At 63.1% G+C, this 16158-nt stretch carries 14 protein-coding genes; 5 read left to right on the top strand and 9 right to left on the bottom strand.

Annotation, left to right across the window (positions count from 1 at the left end):
* Nucleotides 1–31: 31 nt before the first annotated feature.
* Nucleotides 32–1120: an ABC transporter permease gene (locus JLC71_RS03170; protein ID WP_200917233.1), complete on the bottom strand. Its 1089-nt coding sequence runs from the start codon at nucleotides 1118–1120 to the stop codon at nucleotides 32–34.
* Nucleotides 1117–2175 carry a microcin C ABC transporter permease YejB gene (locus tag JLC71_RS03165; protein WP_200917232.1) on the bottom strand — a complete coding sequence of 353 codons (1059 nt, stop codon included), beginning with the start codon at nucleotides 2173–2175 and terminating at the stop codon, nucleotides 1117–1119. Before JLC71_RS03165 ends, JLC71_RS03170 begins: the two co-directional genes overlap by 4 nt.
* A 98-nt stretch (nucleotides 2176–2273) precedes the next feature.
* Here JLC71_RS03165 and JLC71_RS03160 point away from each other — a divergent pair, with 98 nt between their 5' ends.
* Nucleotides 2274–2522 (top strand): hypothetical protein, encoded by a 249-nt coding sequence (locus JLC71_RS03160; protein ID WP_200917231.1) that lies wholly within the window; start codon nucleotides 2274–2276, stop codon nucleotides 2520–2522.
* 182 nt (nucleotides 2523–2704) lie between these two features.
* On the opposite strand, the gene JLC71_RS03155 is transcribed toward JLC71_RS03160, so the two are convergent.
* Nucleotides 2705–4018 carry a Na+/H+ antiporter family protein gene (locus tag JLC71_RS03155; protein ID WP_200917230.1) on the bottom strand — a complete coding sequence of 438 codons (1314 nt, stop codon included), beginning with the start codon at nucleotides 4016–4018 and terminating at the stop codon, nucleotides 2705–2707.
* A gap of 115 nt (nucleotides 4019–4133) precedes the next feature.
* Nucleotides 4134–5921 carry an extracellular solute-binding protein gene (locus JLC71_RS03150; RefSeq protein WP_200917229.1) on the bottom strand — a complete coding sequence of 596 codons (1788 nt, stop codon included), beginning with the start codon at nucleotides 5919–5921 and terminating at the stop codon, nucleotides 4134–4136.
* Nucleotides 5922–6021: 100 nt separating this feature from the next.
* Here JLC71_RS03150 and tsaB point away from each other — a divergent pair, with 100 nt between their 5' ends.
* The 3 genes from tsaB to JLC71_RS03135 are packed head-to-tail and all read left to right on the top strand — an operon-like array spanning nucleotide 6022 to nucleotide 8002.
* Nucleotides 6022–6702, top strand: a complete 681-nt coding sequence (gene tsaB / locus JLC71_RS03145) for a tRNA (adenosine(37)-N6)-threonylcarbamoyltransferase complex dimerization subunit type 1 TsaB (RefSeq protein WP_200917228.1) — start codon at nucleotides 6022–6024, stop codon at nucleotides 6700–6702.
* Nucleotides 6699–7151 carry a ribosomal protein S18-alanine N-acetyltransferase gene (gene rimI, locus JLC71_RS03140; RefSeq protein WP_200917227.1) on the top strand — a complete coding sequence of 151 codons (453 nt, stop codon included), beginning with the start codon at nucleotides 6699–6701 and terminating at the stop codon, nucleotides 7149–7151. Before tsaB ends, rimI begins: the two co-directional genes overlap by 4 nt.
* On the top strand, nucleotides 7148–8002 hold the full coding sequence (locus JLC71_RS03135; RefSeq protein WP_200917226.1) for a uracil-DNA glycosylase: 855 nt from the start codon (nucleotides 7148–7150) through the stop codon (nucleotides 8000–8002). Before rimI ends, JLC71_RS03135 begins: the two co-directional genes overlap by 4 nt.
* 23 nt (nucleotides 8003–8025) lie before the next feature.
* On the opposite strand, the gene JLC71_RS03130 is transcribed toward JLC71_RS03135, so the two are convergent.
* The 5 genes from JLC71_RS03130 to JLC71_RS03110 all read right to left on the bottom strand — a co-directional run bounded on the left by JLC71_RS03130 (nucleotide 8026) and on the right by JLC71_RS03110 (nucleotide 13207).
* Nucleotides 8026–8667: a peptidoglycan DD-metalloendopeptidase family protein gene (locus JLC71_RS03130; RefSeq protein WP_236250959.1), complete on the bottom strand. Its 642-nt coding sequence runs from the start codon at nucleotides 8665–8667 to the stop codon at nucleotides 8026–8028.
* Nucleotides 8668–8825: 158 nt separating this feature from the next.
* A complete protein-coding gene (locus JLC71_RS03125) occupies nucleotides 8826–10346 on the bottom strand; it encodes an MDR family MFS transporter (protein WP_200917224.1) in 1521 nt (506 codons plus the stop codon).
* 47 nt (nucleotides 10347–10393) lie between these two features.
* Complete coding sequence (locus JLC71_RS03120) at nucleotides 10394–10825, bottom strand: MarR family winged helix-turn-helix transcriptional regulator (RefSeq protein ID WP_200917223.1); 432 nt, start codon at nucleotides 10823–10825, stop codon at nucleotides 10394–10396.
* A gap of 194 nt (nucleotides 10826–11019) precedes the next feature.
* Nucleotides 11020–11526 (bottom strand): DUF934 domain-containing protein, encoded by a 507-nt coding sequence (locus JLC71_RS03115; RefSeq protein ID WP_200917222.1) that lies wholly within the window; start codon nucleotides 11524–11526, stop codon nucleotides 11020–11022.
* Entirely contained in the window at nucleotides 11519–13207 is a 1689-nt protein-coding gene (locus JLC71_RS03110; protein WP_200917221.1) for a nitrite/sulfite reductase, read from the bottom strand. The genes JLC71_RS03115 and JLC71_RS03110 overlap by 8 nt, the downstream gene beginning before the upstream one ends.
* A 301-nt stretch (nucleotides 13208–13508) precedes the next feature.
* Between JLC71_RS03110 and pepN the strand changes: the two genes are divergently transcribed.
* Nucleotides 13509–16145 carry an aminopeptidase N gene (pepN, locus tag JLC71_RS03105; RefSeq protein WP_200917220.1) on the top strand — a complete coding sequence of 879 codons (2637 nt, stop codon included), beginning with the start codon at nucleotides 13509–13511 and terminating at the stop codon, nucleotides 16143–16145.
* Nucleotides 16146–16158: the final 13 nt, after the last annotated feature.

The raw sequence follows: 16158 nt of genomic DNA, 5'->3' as shown, positions 1-16158 counted from the left end.
AAGAACCGGCCATTGGCCGGTTTTTTCATGCTCAGGTGTCGGCGCGCGGATCGAGCGCCGCGCGTAACGCCTCGCCGATGAACACCAGCAATAGCAGCATGCCGACCAGCACCGCGAAGGTCGGCAGCGATATCCACCACGCATCCAGATTGGCCTTGCCCTGCGCCAGCAACTCGCCGAGCGACGGCGTCGACGCCGGCACGCCCAGGCCGAGAAAATCGAAGCTCGTCAGTGCCAGCACCGCGCCCGACATCCGGAACGGCAGGAAGGCGATCACCGCAGTCAGCGAATTGGGCAGCAGGTGCCGCCAGATGATCTGCCAATCGGTCAGCCCCAGCGCGCGCGCCGCGAGTACGTATTCGAGATTGCGGTTGCGCAGGAACTCGGCGCGCACATAATCGGCGAGCCCCATCCAGCCGAACACCGACAATAGCACCAGCAAGATCAGCAGGCTGGGCTCGAACATCGACGCAAAAATCAGCAGCAGATACAGCTCCGGCATCGCGCTCCAGACCTCGATCACGCGCTGGCCAACGAGGTCGATTTTGCCGGCGAAATAGCCCTGGATCGCCCCGGCGACGATGCCGAGCGCGCAACCGATCACCGTCAGCGCCAGACCGAACAGCAAGGACACGCGAAAGCCGTAGATCAGCCGCGCCAGCACGTCGCGGCCGCGGTCGTCGGTGCCGAGCCAGTTGGCCTTCGAGGGTGGCGCCGGGTTCGGGCTCGGCGCGAAGTAGTTGATCGTATTGGCTGCGTAACGGTTCGGCGCGAACAATGCCCAGTTGCCGTTGCTGCTGATACGGTCCTGGATATACGGGTCGAGGTAATCGGCCGGCGTCGGGAAATCACCACCGAATTCGGTTTCCGGGTAAGTCTGCAGCAGCGGGAAATACCAGGTGTCGTGGTAGCGGACGACGATGGGCTTGTCGTTCGACAGCAGCTCGGCGCCGAGGCTGAGCACGAACAGCAAGCTCAAGAGCACGAGGCTGTAAAAACCCATACGTTGGGACCGAAAGCGTCGCCACGCCCGGCGCCACGGCGACAGCGGCGCGGTCGGCACGCGATCGGCGCTGCTCGGCAAGGCGGCCTCAAGCGCCGGTTCGAGAATCGGCCTCATGCCTCGACCCCTTCAAAGCGCAGACGCGGGTCGACCAGCACGTAGCACAGATCGGACAGCAGCTTGGTTAGCAGGCCAATCAGCGAAAATAAATAGAGCGCGCCCATCACTACCGGGTAATCACGGCGGATCACCGACTCGTATGACAGCAGGCCGAGGCCATCGAGCGAAAACAGCGTCTCGATCAGCAGGCTGCCGGTGAAGAACGCGCCAACGAAGGCGGCCGGAAAGCCGGTGACGATAGGGATCATCGCGTTGCGGAACACATGCCCCCACAGCACCCGCCGCTCCGACAATCCCTTGGCACGCGCAGTCAGCACGTACTGCTTGCGGATTTCCTCCAGCAGGCTGTTCTTGGTCAGCAAAGTCACCGAGGCAAAACTGCCGACGACCATCGCCGAGATCGGCAACACCAGATGCCACAGGTAATCGCTCACCTTGCCGAGCAGCGACAGGCTCTCCCAGCCGTCCGAAGTCAGCCCGCGCAGCGGGAACAGTTGCCAGAAGCTGCCGCCGCCGAACATCACCAGCAGCAGCACACCGAGCACGAAACCGGGAATCGCGTAACCGATCATCAGCACCAGTGTCGTCACCCAGTCGAAGCGGCTGCCGTGGCGCATCGCCTTGGCCACGCCGAGCGGCAGCGACACCGTGTAGACGATGATGAAGCTCCACACACCCAGGCTGGCCGACACCGGCAGTTTGGATTTGATCAGTGTCCAGACGTCCTCGTGGTGAAAATAGCTCTGGCCCAGATCGAACTGCAGATAGCGCTTGATCATCAGCCAGAAGCGCTCGCTCACTGGCTTGTCGAAGCCATAGAGCGCGCGGATGTCGGCCAGTTGCTGCGCATCGAGCCCGCGATGGCCGAGCTTGGCCGACGCCGCCCCGCCGCCACCACTGGCCTCCGCGAATGCCGCCGTACCCTTGAGTTGCTGGATCAACTCGTCGGCCGGCCCTCCCGGAACGAACTGGATCACCGCAAACGTGACCAGCAGGATGCCGAACAGCGTCGGCAGCATCAGCAACAAGCGTTTGGCGAGATAGAGCGGCATCGTTGCGCTTCCGGAGGTTTGTACCACCTTAGCATGGGCGGGACAGTGGCGATGGCAGCAGCGATAATTCGTCTTTTCAGCCTTCCTTGCCGATCATCATGCGCCTGTTGTTCATCCTCGCCACCACACTGGGCCTCACCGCTTGCGCCAGCGTTCCGCATGCCGACGAAGCAAGGCGGGCCTGCGCTACGCTGGTCGCGCAAAAAACGAATGCCGAGGTCCGCATCGAATCGGTCTATGCACTGTCGACGACGGAGCTTGCCGTCACCGCCTACCCCAAGCTGGCAGGTTCGCAGGCCATCCAATGCCGCTATGATACCGGCAGCGACAGCGCACGGCTCAACTGAGCGCATCGACACGCAGCCTGCTCCAGTAGGCGAACGAGCCAAAGCAGTTTGCGTCCGCCCGAAGCGCAGAAACCTTCATCGCCATGAAGTCCATGAGGACGACCCGAAGTTAGCCCCCTTGCGGGGTTCCGAGCATCGGACGGGGGAAAAATGCGCAGGCGCAATCGCCTAATGGGGTAGGCTCAGAGCACCATCACCGCCACCCAGCCGAACACCAGCAACGGCAGGTTGTAGTGCAGGAAAGTGGGCACCACGGTGTCCCACATGTGGTCGTGCTGGCCGTCGACATTCAGCCCCGAGGTCGGGCCTAGCGTTGAATCGGCGGCCGGGCTACCGGCGTCGCCAAGCGCGCCGGCGGTGCCGATCAGCGAGACGATCGCGGTCGCCGAGAAGCCGAGGTGCATCGCCAGCGGCACGTAGATCGTCGCGATGATAGGCACGGTCGAGAACGACGAGCCGATGCCCATGGTCACGATCAGCCCGACCAGCAGCATCAGGAAAGCGGCGAGCGGACGGTTATCGCCGATCATCGCCATCGAGCCCTTCACCAAGGATTCGACATCGCCGGTGGCCTGCAATACCGCGGCGAAACCGTTGGCGGCGATCATGATCAGGCCGATACCGGCCATCATCTTCATGCCTTCCTGGAACAGGCTGTCGGATTGCTTGAACTGCACCGCGCCACCGAGTACGCAGACGATGAAACCAGCCAGCGCACCGAGGATCATCGAATCGGCAAAGAGCTGGACGGCAAAAGTGGCGACCATCGCCACCACCGCGACGATCAGCGAGCGCCGCGTGTAACGCCCGCCTTCGCGCTCGACCGTCGCCAGTGCCTCAAGGTCGTAGTCGCGCGGCTTGCGGTAACTGAAGAACACCGCGATCAACAGGCCGAACAGCATGCCGATCGCCGGAATGAACATCGCGTGCATCACGTTGACATGGCTGGCATCCAGCCCGGCTTTGGCGATATTGCCCAGCAGAATCTGGTTCAGGAAGATATGGCCGAAACCGACCGGCCAGAACATATACGGCGTGACCAGACCGAAGGTGATCACGCAGGCGATCAGCCGGCGATCGACCTTGAACTGCCCCAGCGTAAACAACAGCGGCGGCACCACCAGCGGAATGAAGGCGATGTGGATCGGCAGGATGTTCTGCGAGGCGATCGCCAGCAGCAACAGCGCACCGATGATGCTCCACTTGATCGAGCTGCCGCGCGTGCCGTTCCGGGCCATCCGCGCCAGGCCATCGGCCATCGCGTGCGGCAGGCCGGATTCGGCCAGCGCCAGGGCGAACGCGCCGAGCAGACCGTAGGACAGTGCCACGCTGGCACCGTTGCCAAGGCCACTGCCGAAGGCGGTGAGCGTATCGGCCAGCGGCAGATGGGCAACCCAGCCGGCGGTGACCACGGCAAGCAGGATACTGACGACGACGTTCACTCGCGCCAGCGAGAGCATCAGCATCAGCATCACGGAAATCAGGACGGCATTCATAAGCGATTCGGTCTTCTCTGTTTCGGTAAGTCGGAGCAAACCGGCGGACTTTACCGACGAATCCGGCCGGCTGCATCGCAAATAACGCCTACGTCGGCAGCGGCAGCGAACGTGATCAGCGCTTGAGCCACCACGTCTGGATCGCCCATTCCTCGGCTCCGTAATACTTCGGCAGCGTCGCCGGCCAGGCGTAACGGTCGCGAAACGCGACGCGGTGGACGCGGTTGAACCAGTTGGGTATCAGATAGTCACCGGCACGCAGCACCCGGTCGAGCGCCCGGCCGGCATCGACCAGCGCCGCACGATCCGGCGCCTGGACAATCTGCTCGATCAGCGCATCGATCGCCGGATCCTTGATCCCCATGGCGTTGTTCGAACCGGGCTCGTCGGCCGAACGCGAACCGAAGTTACCGTAAAGCTCGTTACCGGGGCTTTGACTTGCGCCAAAGGTCACCACGGTCATGTCGTAATCAAAGGCATCGAGCCGCTTCTGCGCCAGCGCCAGATCGAGCACGCGGTAATTGAGCGTGATGCCCAGCGTCTGCAGATTGCGCGCGTACGGCGCAACCAGACGCTCGAATGCCTTCTGGTACAGCAGCATGTCGATCACAAAAGGCTCACCGCTGGCATTGCGTAGTGCGCCGTCGCGATAGCTCCAGCCGGCGTCCTGCAGCAGCTGCCGGGCCCGCAGCAGGTTCTTGCGCAAACTATCCGGCGGCGTGGTCGTCGGCGGCATGGCCGCGGTGACAAAAACAGACGGATCGATCTTGCCGCGCAGGGGCTCAAGATAACGCAACTCGCCCGGCCCCGGCCTGCCCTTGGCTTCGAGCTCGCTATTGGAGAAATAACTCGGCGAGCGCGTGTACTGGTCGTAAAACAGCTGGCGGTTCATCCAGCCAAAATCCATCGCCAGCCCCAGCGCGCGCCGCACACGCACGTCCTTGTATTGCGGCCGGCGCAGATTGATCGCATAGCCCTGCATGCCGGCACTGTTTTCGTGCACGAAGGTCTTCTTGACGATGCGGCCGTCGCGGAACGCCGGGCCGGTATAACCGCGCACCCACTGGCGGGCGACATTCTCGAAAGTGAAATCGAACTCGCCGGCCTTGAACGCTTCCAGTCTGGCGGTATCGTCCTGGTAATAGCGGTAACTGATGCGCTCGAAATTATAGCTGCCGCGCCGTACCGGCAGCTGCCAGCCCCAGTAATCGGCGCGGCGTTTGTAGACGATGCGCTTGCCCAGATCGACCTTTTCGATCGCATACGGGCCGCTGCCGATCGGCGTTTGCCGTACCCATTCGTCGAACGGCTTGCCGCCGCCCCACTCGCGGGCGAACACCGGCAGCTGACCGATCGTCAGTGGTAGCTCGCGGTTGTGCTGCTTGAAGCGAAACCGCACCGTCTCGGCGTCGAGCACGTCGACACCGGCGACATCGCCCCAGTACTGCCGGAACATCGGGCTGGCGCGCTTGCTGGTCAGTGTTTCGAACGAGAAGCGCACATCGTCGGCGCCGACCTTGCGGCCGTTGCTGAAACGCGCCTTCGGATTCAGGTGGAAGGTCACCGACAGCCCGTCGGGCGCGATACGGATATCGTCGGCCAGCAGCCCATAGGCCGAGAGCGGCTCGTCCTGACTCTGCATGGTCAGGCTCTCGAACACCAGCCCGTCGCCCAGACCGCCAAGACCGGCGGCGGCGCGGCCCTTGAGCGTGTACGGGTTGAACTTGTCGAAATCGCCCATCGCCGCCAGCCGCAGCTCGCCCCCGACCGGCGCAGTCGGATTCACATAGTCAAAGTGCGTGAAGCCGGCGGCGTACTTGGGGGTGTAGCCGAGGGCCACAGCGTAATCGGCGCGTACCGGCGCCAGTGCAAGCATCAACAGCAAAGCGGCAACAAGGCGCATGGGCGATCGCTATCGTGAGGGTCTTGAGCAATCTTAGCAGCCGGCGCAGCCTTGCCCCACGCATGATAAAATCGGCGCTTACCTCCAGACCGGCTGCCGCATGGCCTACCTCGCCCTCGATACCTCCACCGAACATCTTTCGCTCGCCCTCTTTCACGATGGCCACGTCACCGCGCACGACTGGCACGTCGGCCAGCGCCACGCCGAGCAAACGCTGCCCCGGCTCGAAGCGCTGCTGGCCGAGGCCGGCGTGGCCCGCGCCGATCTCGAGGGGCTCGCCTTCGGCATGGGGCCGGGCTCGTTCACCGGCTTGCGCATCGGCTGCGGCATCGCCCAGGGGCTGGGCTTTGGCTTGGGTATTCCGGTGATCGGCGTTTCGACGCTGGAAGCACTGGCGCAAGGCAGCGGCGCCGAGCGGGTGATTGCCTGTCTGGATGCACGCATGCAGCAGATTTATGTTGCCAGTTATGCGCGCGACGAGAGCGGCTGGCAGGAAGTCGGCGAGGCGGTGGTCTGTAATCCCGAGGCGCTGCCACTGCCCGATGGCGATGGCTGGACCGGCAGCGGCAGCGGTTTTGCCGCCTACGGTGAGGTGCTCGCCATGCAGTTGGGCGACAAGCTTGCCGCGACGCAGCCGGAGCGCTTCCCGCTGGCGCGTGACATTCTGGCGCTGGCGCTACCGCGCTTCGCCGCCGGCCTCGGCCGCCCGGCACACGAAGCCACGCTCGTTTACCTGCGCGACAAGGTCGCGCTGAAAACCCACGAGCGCCCGGTCAAGTGACACTGCGCCCGCTTGGCCCCGACGATCTGGATCTGTTGGTCGCACTTGATGCCGCCACCAACCCTCACCCTTGGTCGGCCAAGCTGTGGGCCGATGCTTTGGTGCGCGATCACGGCATCGGCGCCATCGATGACGATGGCGTACTGGCCGGTTTCGCCATCTCCAGCCGCGTGCTCGACGAGGCCGAACTGCAGCTGATCGCCGTATCGCCGGCCAAGCAGCGCCAGGGGCTCGGCCGCCTGCTGCTGAAGGCCTTGCTGGCCGAGCTGCGCCAGACCGGCACGACACAATTATTTCTGGAAGTGCGCGCCGGCAATACCGCCGCCCAAGCGCTGTACGCCGGCTGCGGCGGTGAAGTCAGCGGCCGACGCAAGGGCTATTACCCGGCGCCCAATGGCCGCGAGGATGCCTTGCTGTACACGTTTACCTTGAACGGAGCGGCGCAATGAGCCGGCATGCCCTCGACGAGCTCGGCCTCGGGCCGATCTGGATACGCCGCGAACAACTTGCCGCGCTGGCTTTCGATACGTCCGACGCCGATACGAATGAAGCGATTGAAGCGGCCGAAGTGATTGCAGCGCCCGCGCCGGCACCGGCGAGTGCGCAAATCCCGACACCCAAGCCGGCCCGGCCCTCGAACAAGGCGCCGGTGATCGTGCTGCCGGATGCGCGCACGCGCGCCGCACCGGCCAAAATCGAAACATCGCAGGATGACGCGCGCAGCCGCGAGATCGCGACGCTGGATTGGGATGTACTGGAAGAGAAAATCCGTGCCTGCACCGCCTGCGGTCTATGCGAGGGCCGCATTCAGGCGGTTCCCGGCGTCGGCGACCGGACCGCAAGGCTGCTCATCATCGGCGAAGCACCCGGCGCGGAAGAAGACAAGCAGGGCGAGCCCTTTGTCGGCGCCGCCGGCAAGCTGCTCGACAATATGCTCGCGGCGATTGGTGAAAAACGTGGCGACGGTGTCTACATCGCCAATGTGCTCAAGTGCCGGCCGCCGGGCAATCGCAATCCGCAGCCAGCCGAAGTCGCCGAATGCGCGCCCTTCCTGGCACGGCAGATTGCGTTGATCCAGCCGACGGTGATCTTCGCCGTCGGCCGCTTCGCGATCCAGGCACTGTTGAAAACCGACGCGCCGATCAGCGCGCTACGCGGCAAGGTGCACCGGCATGGCGAGATTCCGGTGGTGATCAGCTATCACCCGGCGTATCTGCTGCGCAATCTGCCCGACAAAGCCAAGGCCTGGCAGGATTTGCTGCTGCTGGCCGATCAACTGACGGAACATCCGCGCAAGTAATTGCCCTCGTGCCAGCAACGCCGTTAGCGCGGCGGCAGATACGGCTGCGGGTCAACCGCCTTGCCGTCGACACGCACCTCGAAATGCACCTTGTCGTTCGGCACACCCGCGCTACCGCCAGCCTTGGCAATCACCTGCCCGGCCTGAACGCTGGCGCCGTCCTTGACCAGCAACTGGCTGTTGTACGCGTAGACGGTAATCACCCGGGCGTTGTGCTTGATCACGATCAGATTGCCGTAACTGCGAATGCCGCTGCCCGCGTACATCACCTTGCCGGCGGCCGCCGCCTTGACTGGCTCACCCGGCTGCGCCGCGAGGACGACCCCCTTGATGGTGCTGCCGTTATATCGCGACACGACCTTCCCCGGCACCGGCCACGCCAGCTGCATCTCGACGGCCGGTTTCGCTGGCGCGGGCTCGGGCTTGCTCACCGCTGCGGAACCGCTACTTGCAGCGGTGCCCGGTGGCGTCACCCGCAAAAGCTGTCCGGTCTGGATATCGTTGCCGTTGAGTTTGTTCCAGCGCCTGATCTCGGCCACGCTGCGACCGTTCTTGGTGGCGATCCGCCACAGGGTATCGCCCTGGGCGACGCGATAAAAACCGGCCGGCGCCGGGCCGGCATCGGGCGTACCGGCGCAGGCCGCCAGCAGTACGGCGAGCGCCATAACGGCGCAATGCCGGCGCAATGATCTGTGTACGATAAAGCTCATGCGTCGCATCTTACCGCTTCAGGGCTCGCGCTCGCCGTGATCGACTTGGGCTTGCCAAAATACCGAAAATCAGTCCATCGGCATGATCCATGTTCGCGCATCGCCTCGCTCAATCAGCCTGCCGCCGGCTTGCGCGCCAGCGTCGACACGAACGGCGGCAGCCCGCGGGCAACAAAATAACTCACGACGATCACCACCACGCAGGCAGCGAACGCCAGATGAATACCGCTGACCAGCGCGGCGCGGGCACCATCAAGCATGGCATGGGCATCCAGCCCCAGCGGTGCAGCCAGTTGCGTCAGCTGCAGTTGATCCTGCGTGCGCACCAGCAGCTGCGGACTATCGAACAAACGCACGACCTCGTGGTTGCTGACGCCCACGAGCAATTCGGACACCTGCTGCCGGTAGCGCAGATCGACCGCCATCCCGGCGGCGCTGGCGCCGATCATGCTGCCGAGCATCCGCGTCATCTGGATCAGCGCCGAGGCCACGCCGACATCGGTGCGCGCGACGGCGGCCTGTACCTGCAAGGTCAGATTCGGCAGCTGGAATCCCAGGCTCAGGCCACACACGGCGAAGCCCAGCGACATCAACCAGTGCGGCGTGGCGTGATTCAGCGTCGCCAGCATCGCCGCGCCGAACATCAACACCAGCAGCCCCCAGGAAATCAGCTTTTCCGGCTGCGGCAGGCGCGGCACCAAGCGACCGTTGATGATGCTGCCGATGGTGATGCTGACCAAGAGGGGCGTGACCAGCACGCCAGCGGTGTTCGGCGACAGGCCAAAGCCGCCCTGCAGCAACAGCGGCGCATAGAAAATCAGCACGAACATCACCAGACCGGTGAGAAAGCCCAGCGCACACAACTGCCGCACCGCGCGCTCGATAAACAACCGCGGCGGAATGATCGGCGCGCGGCTGCGGCGCTGATGGCGGATGAACAGCCAACACACCAGGGCGGTACCGGCGAGCATCGCCCACAGCCACGGGTTCAACAGCCCCATGATGCCGATGCGTTCGGTGGTGAACAGGATGGCGCAGAACGAGGCGGCCAGCAGCACAGCGCCGAGCCAGTCGATCGAACGATCATCGCCATCGTGATTGAGCACGTGCGGCAGATAGCGCCAGACCACCGGCAGCGCCAAGAGGCCGATCGGCAGGTTCACGTAGAACACACTGCGCCAGCCCAGATGTTCGGTCAGCCAGCCACCGAGCGCCGGCCCCATCGCCGTGGCAATGCCGAAGGTTGCCGACAACATTGCCTGCCAGCGCACGCGTTGCATCGGATCGGGAAAGAGATCGCTGACCGACGCGAACGCCGCACCGGCTAGCATGCCGCCGCCGATGCCTTGCAAGGCACGCGCCAGCACCAGCTGCAGCATGCTCTGCGACATGCCGCACAAGACCGAAGCCAGCGTGAACAGCACGATCGCCGCCAGCACAAAGGGTTTGCGGCCGTACAGATCGCCGAGACGGCCGGTGATCGCGATCATCACCGCGTTGGTCATCAGATAGGCCGACGCCACCCACGGATAAAGCGCATAACCCTGCAACTCGGCGACAACGCGCGGCAAGGCAGTGCCGACGACGGTCTGATCCAGCGCGATCAGCATCATCACCAGACAGATGCCACTCATCGCGGCAATCGAAACCCACTTCGGACGTGGTGCCGTGGCCCCCATTCCTAAAGCTTGCCGTAGCGCGATGGCAGCGCCTGCGACAAATGCGTCATGGCGCGCAGGACATTGGCCAGCCCGGCCTCGTCCAGGCGATCGAGCACCTGACGGGAATGCGCATCGAACATCACGCCGATCTCGCGCGCGTGCGCCTGACCGGCCTCGGTCAGGATCAGGATCTTGCTGCGACGGTCTTGCGGGTTGGGCGTGCGTTCAACCCAGCCCTCGGCGACCAGCTGATCGACCATCCGGCTGATCCAGCTTTTCTCGAAATTGAGGATCTGCCCCAGCTCCGACTGGGTTATCGGCCCAACGCGATACATCATTTCGATGATCCGGCTGTTCTGGCCCAGGTCGAGCTTGGCGAGCTGGTCTCGCTCTTCCATGAAGAAGCGATAGATCAGCTCCCGTAACAGCCGTGCGTCCTTGTCCACTTTCATGGGAATCTCCGATGGCGATGATGGCTTTGATTGATCACTTTGACTCTAATCGGCACGGTTGTAATCTGCAACGAAATGTCGCCACTCAAACTTGGCAACAATTCCGATGACAATGGCACTTTCATCGCATGGGCACTGGCTTACCCATGAAAAAAGGCGCACCTTGGTGCGCCTTTCAGGTATCCGACGATCGGTCAGCCGAGCTGGCGACGACGGAACAGCGGCATCGGCTGCGCGACGCTGCTTTGGTAGGACTCGGTGAAATCATCCAGCCCCTTGAGCGCCTCGTCGATATCCTTGTCCTCGCGAATCACGAAGGCGTTGAAGCCGCAGCGGGTCAGGTAATTGAGCGTGTCCTTGAACACATCACCAAACGCACGCAACTCACCGGCGAAACCATAACGCTCGCGCAACAGACGACCGATCGAGAAACCGCGGCCATCGGTGAACGCCGGGAATTCGACGGCGATCAGGCTCAGGCTTGCCGCGTCGGCCCCTAGTGCCTCGGGTTCGTCGTCCGGCCCGAACCAGACACCGAACTCGCCACGGGCGGTCAGCGCCGCTTTTTGAGCCAGATACTGCGCCAGCGGCACGATCACCGTGCCGGCAGCCGGAACTGCGGCGAACTCGCCGGCTTCGTCGTTGCGCAGCAACGTAGCGGTATTGTCGACAATCTGCCGATCCACAATCAACTTAGGCATCGACGGCCTCCTTCGGTGCCTTGGCGGCCTTGGCCGGGTAAACGCGCGCCTTGAACGGCTCGGCACCGATCCGGTCGAACACGTCGATAAACGGTTCTTCACCTTCGCGCGCTTCAACGAAGACATTGATGATTTTTTCGATCACATCGGGCATTTCGTCCTGCGCGAACGACGGGCCGATCACCTTGCCGATGCTGGCGCCACTGCCCTGACGCCCGCCCAGCGAGACCTGATACCACTCGGAACCGTTCTTATCGACGCCGAGGATGCCGATATTGCCGACATGATGGTGACCACAGGCGTTCATGCAACCCGACATGTTCAGGTCGATTTCGCCAAGGTCGTGCAGGTAATCGAGGTTGTCGAAACGCTCCTGGATCGCCAGCGCGATCGGGATCGACTTGGCATTCGCCAGCGAGCAGAAGTCGCCACCGGGACAGCACACCACGTCGGTGAGCAAACCCACCGTCGGCGTCGCCAGGCCCTGCGCCTTGAGCTCGTTCCACAGTGCCAGCAGGTCGGCCTGTTTCACGTATGGCAGGATCAAATTCTGTTCGTGGCTGGCACGCAGCTCGCCAAACGAGTATTTATCGGCCAGATCGGCGATGGCGTCGAGCTGATCGCCGCTGACGTCGCCCGGCGCAACGCCCGGTGCTTTCAGCGACAAGGTCACACAGGCGTAACCGGCTTGCTTGTGACCGAACACATTGCGCTCGACCCAGCGGCCGAAAGCCTTGGTCTCGCTGCGCGCGGCAAGGAAACCGGCATCGTCACCGGGAAATTGCTCATACGCCGGGGCGGTGAAAAATTTCGCCACGCGGTCGATTTCGCCACGGGTCAGCGTCATCGGGCCATCTTTCAGATGCGCCCATTCCTGCTCGACCTTGGCGCCGAAGGCTTCCGGCGTCATCGCCTTGACCAGAATCTTGATCCGCGCCTTGTACTTGTTGTCGCGGCGGCCGTAGCGGTTGTACACACGCAGCACGGCATCCAGGTACGACAGCAGGTGCTCCTGTTCCAGCCACGGCTTGATCAGGCTGCCGACGATCGGCGTGCGGCCAAGGCCACCGCCGACGTAAATCTGGAAGCCGACCACACCGGCCTCGTTCCTGGCCACGATGATGCCGATGTCGTGCACCCGAATCGCTGCGCGATCCTCGACGGCGCCATTGACGGCGATCTTGAACTTGCGCGGCAAATGGGCGAATTCCGGGTGGAAGGTGCTCCACTCGCGGATGATTTCGCACCACGGGCGCGGATCGACAAGCTCATCGTGCGCCACGCCGGCAAACTGGTCGGTGGTGGTGTTGCGGATGCAGTTGCCCGAGGTCTGGATCGCGTGCATTTGCACCGTCGCCAGCTCGGCGAGGATATCCGGCACGTCTTCCAGCTTGGGCCAGTTGTACTGCAGGTTCTGCCGCGTAGTGAAGTGGCCATAGTCGCGGTCGTAGGTGCGGGCAATCTTGGCAAGCACGCGCACCTGGCGGCTGGCGAGCTCGCCATACGGCACCGCCACCCGCAGCATCGGCGCATGGCGCTGGATATACAGGCCGTTCTGCAAGCGCAGCGGCCGGAATTCTTCTTCGGTCAGCTCGCCCGCGAGGTAGCGGCGAGTCTGATCCCGGAACTGCGCTACGCGCTGATCCACGATTTTCTGGTCGAGTTCGTCGTAAACGTACATCGCGATCCTAAAGCCTGCGAAAGAAATTCAAACGGTGCTGCGGTGCTGCATAGGCAAGCGCACACGCCCCCATGAAGTGGCAATTGTACCAGTTGCCGCCATATGGACTGAACAACCGTGTTTTTATAAGTTTCAACGCTTTGGCTATATAAGAATGGCATCTGCGCGCGACGGAACCACGCCGGCTGGCCGCAGTCGGATAGGCGCGGGGCCGTTGCCGCCATTTATGCGATTGTGACGCCCTTGTACCGGCGGTAAGCTGACGCCACTTGTATTGATTCATCCAAGAAGATCATCCGCCATGCCTCAGCCGCGCCAAGCCATTCGTCGTCTCGATTACACCGCTCCCGCCTATCTGATCGACTGCGTCGATCTGACCTTCGAACTCGACGACACCGCCACCCGCGTCGCCAGCCGTCTGGTGATCCAGCGCAATGCCGAAACCAAGGCCGATACGCCCTTGGTGCTGCATGGCGAGTCGCTATCGCTGGCCTCGATCAAGCTTGATGGCGTGCCCTTGGCAGCCGACGCCTTCACCCACGCCGACGATACCCTGACGATTCCGGCGATGCCCGATACGGCGATTCTTGAAATCGTTACCCTCATCAACCCGCAAGCCAATACCGAGCTTTCGGGCCTGTACCAATCGAGCGGCAACTTCATCACCCAGTGCGAGGCCGAGGGCTTTCGCCGCATCTCCTTCTACCTTGATCGCCCTGATGTGATGGCCAAGTTCACCACGACCATCATCGCCGACAAGGCCAAGTATCCGGTACTGCTGTCCAACGGCAACCGCGTCGGTGAAGGCACGCTCGACAAGAACCGCCACTGGGTCAAATGGGTCGATCCGTTCAAGAAGCCGGCGTATCTGTTCGCGCTGGTCGCCGGGCGCTTTGTCTCGCTCGCCGGCAACCACACCACGCGCTCCGGCCGCCAGGTGGCGATTGAAATTTACGTCGAGCCCGGCAATGTCGATCGTTGCCATCACGCCTTGGCAGCGGTGCAAAAAGCCATGGCATGGGACGAACAACGCTTCGGCCTTGAATATGATCTGGACACCTACATGATCGTCGCGACCAGCGATTTCAACATGGGTGCAATGGAGAACAAGGGCCTGAACGTGTTCAACAGCAAATACGTGCTGGCCAAGCCCGAGACCGCGACCGATGCCGATTTCGACGGCATCGATTCGGTGGTGGCGCACGAGTACTTCCACAACTGGACCGGCAACCGTGTGACCTGCCGCGACTGGTTCCAGTTGAGCTTGAAAGAAGGCCTCACCGTCTACCGCGATCAGGAATTCAGCAGTGATCTGGGCAGCCGCGCGGTGCAACGCATTCAGAACGTTCGCGGCCTGCGCGAATACCAGTTCGCCGAAGATGCCGGCCCGCAAGCGCACCCGGTTCGTCCGGACGAGTACCAGGAAATCAACAACTTCTATACCTGGACCGTGTACGAGAAAGGATCGGAAGTCGTGCGCATGTACGCGACGCTGCTCGGCATCGACGGCTTCCGCCGCGGCATGGATCTGTATTTCAAGCGTCACGATGGCCAGGCGGTAACCTGCGACGACTTCCGCACCGCGATGGTAGACGCCAATAACGCCGATCTGGCGCAGTTCGCCCGCTGGTACAGCCAGGCCGGCACGCCGGTACTCGACGTCGAGGGCGTTTACGACGATGCCGCGCAAACCTACACGCTGACGGTGACGCAATCGTGCCCCGCTACGCCGGGGCAGGATGTGAAGCTGCCATTCCATATTCCGCTGGCGCTGGGCTTGCTGGATCGTCGTGGCCAGGAGCTGCCACTGCAGCTCGCCGACGAAGCCGAAGCCATTGGCAACAGCCGCGTGTTCGAGCTGCGCCAGCCGGTTGAAACCTTCCGCTTCGTCAATGTTCCGTGTCACCCGGTACCGTCGTTGCTGCGTGATTTCTCGGCACCGGTGAAACTGGTTTATCCGTACAGCGATGATGACCTCATCTTCCTGATGGCCCACGACAACGATGCTTTCGCCCGCTGGGAAGCCGCCAATCAGTACGCAACGCAATTGCTGCTGGCGCGCTACCGCGCCGGTGAAACCGACACACCGGCACCGGAGAAATTCGTCGCCGCGATGGCCGCCGTGCTGGCCAACCCGCAACTCGACCCGGCGCTGGCGGCACTGATGCTGACCTTGCCGAGCGAAGCGGCGCTGTTTGAAGCGCTATCCGATGTCGACCCACAAAAGCTGTGCGCGGTACGCCAGGGTCTGAAGGAAGCGCTGGCGCGCAGCCTGCGAGCGCAACTGCTGGCGACTTACCAGAAGCTCAACGATGGCGCGCCGTATCGCTACGACGGCGCCGCCGTTGCCGCCCGCGCCCTCAAGAACGTTTGCCTCGACTATCTGGGCGAACTCGACGAACCGCTGACCGCCGAGTTGCTCGCCAGCCAGTATCGCCATGCCGACAATATGACCGACCGGCTCGCCGCGCTGAAAGTACTGGCGCAACGCGATGATGGCGAGCCCTTTGTCGACGATTTCGGCAAGGTCTGGCAGGACGACGCCTTGGTGATGGATAAATGGTTCGCGCTGCAGGCAAGCTGCAGCCGCCCCGGCGCGCTCTCGACGGTGCAGGCGTTGATGAATCACCACGCGTTCTCGCTCAAGAATCCGAACAAGGTGCGCGCGCTGATCGGCGCGTTCTGCCAGCAGAACCTGGCGCACTTTCACGCGCTCGACGGTTATGGCTACGCATTTGCCGCCGACCGGATCATCGAACTCGACAAGCTCAACCCGCAAATCGCCGCGCGCCTCGCCTCGTGTTTCAACCGCTGGACTCGACTGGAGCCACAGCGCCGCGCACTGATGCGCGCCGAGCTGGAGCGCATCAGCCGCGAGCCGGGGTTGTCGGGTGATACCTTCGAGATCGCCAGCAAGGCACTGAGCGCGGGCACATAAAGTCACCACCGGA

Origin of the sequence: Jeongeupia sp. HS-3, assembly GCF_015140455.1 — a bacterium.
Lineage (GTDB): Bacteria > Pseudomonadota > Gammaproteobacteria > Burkholderiales > Chitinibacteraceae > Jeongeupia.
This window is presented reverse-complemented; position numbering and strand designations above follow the sequence as displayed.

Bases quoted from the DNA above. Each gene is read 5' to 3' on its own strand.
- JLC71_RS03155 (WP_200917230.1), bottom strand. From the start codon at position 4,018: ATGAATGCCGTCCTGATTTCCGTGATGCTGATGCTGATGCTCTCGCTG.
- JLC71_RS03130 (WP_236250959.1), bottom strand. From the start codon at position 8,667: ATGGCGCTCGCCGTACTGCTGGCGGCCTGCGCCGGTACGCCCGATGCC.
- JLC71_RS03135 (WP_200917226.1), top strand. From the start codon at position 7,148: ATGAGCCGGCATGCCCTCGACGAGCTCGGCCTCGGGCCGATCTGGATA.
- JLC71_RS03120 (WP_200917223.1), bottom strand. From the start codon at position 10,825: ATGAAAGTGGACAAGGACGCACGGCTGTTACGGGAGCTGATCTATCGC.
- JLC71_RS03170 (WP_200917233.1), bottom strand. From the start codon at position 1,120: ATGAGGCCGATTCTCGAACCGGCGCTTGAGGCCGCCTTGCCGAGCAGC.
- JLC71_RS03160 (WP_200917231.1), top strand. From the start codon at position 2,274: ATGCGCCTGTTGTTCATCCTCGCCACCACACTGGGCCTCACCGCTTGC.
- tsaB (WP_200917228.1), top strand. From the start codon at position 6,022: ATGGCCTACCTCGCCCTCGATACCTCCACCGAACATCTTTCGCTCGCC.
- JLC71_RS03150 (WP_200917229.1), bottom strand. From the start codon at position 5,921: ATGCGCCTTGTTGCCGCTTTGCTGTTGATGCTTGCACTGGCGCCGGTA.
- JLC71_RS03165 (WP_200917232.1), bottom strand. From the start codon at position 2,175: ATGCCGCTCTATCTCGCCAAACGCTTGTTGCTGATGCTGCCGACGCTG.
- JLC71_RS03115 (WP_200917222.1), bottom strand. From the start codon at position 11,526: ATGCCTAAGTTGATTGTGGATCGGCAGATTGTCGACAATACCGCTACG.
- JLC71_RS03110 (WP_200917221.1), bottom strand. From the start codon at position 13,207: ATGTACGTTTACGACGAACTCGACCAGAAAATCGTGGATCAGCGCGTA.
- pepN (WP_200917220.1), top strand. From the start codon at position 13,509: ATGCCTCAGCCGCGCCAAGCCATTCGTCGTCTCGATTACACCGCTCCC.
- JLC71_RS03125 (WP_200917224.1), bottom strand. From the start codon at position 10,346: ATGAGTGGCATCTGTCTGGTGATGATGCTGATCGCGCTGGATCAGACC.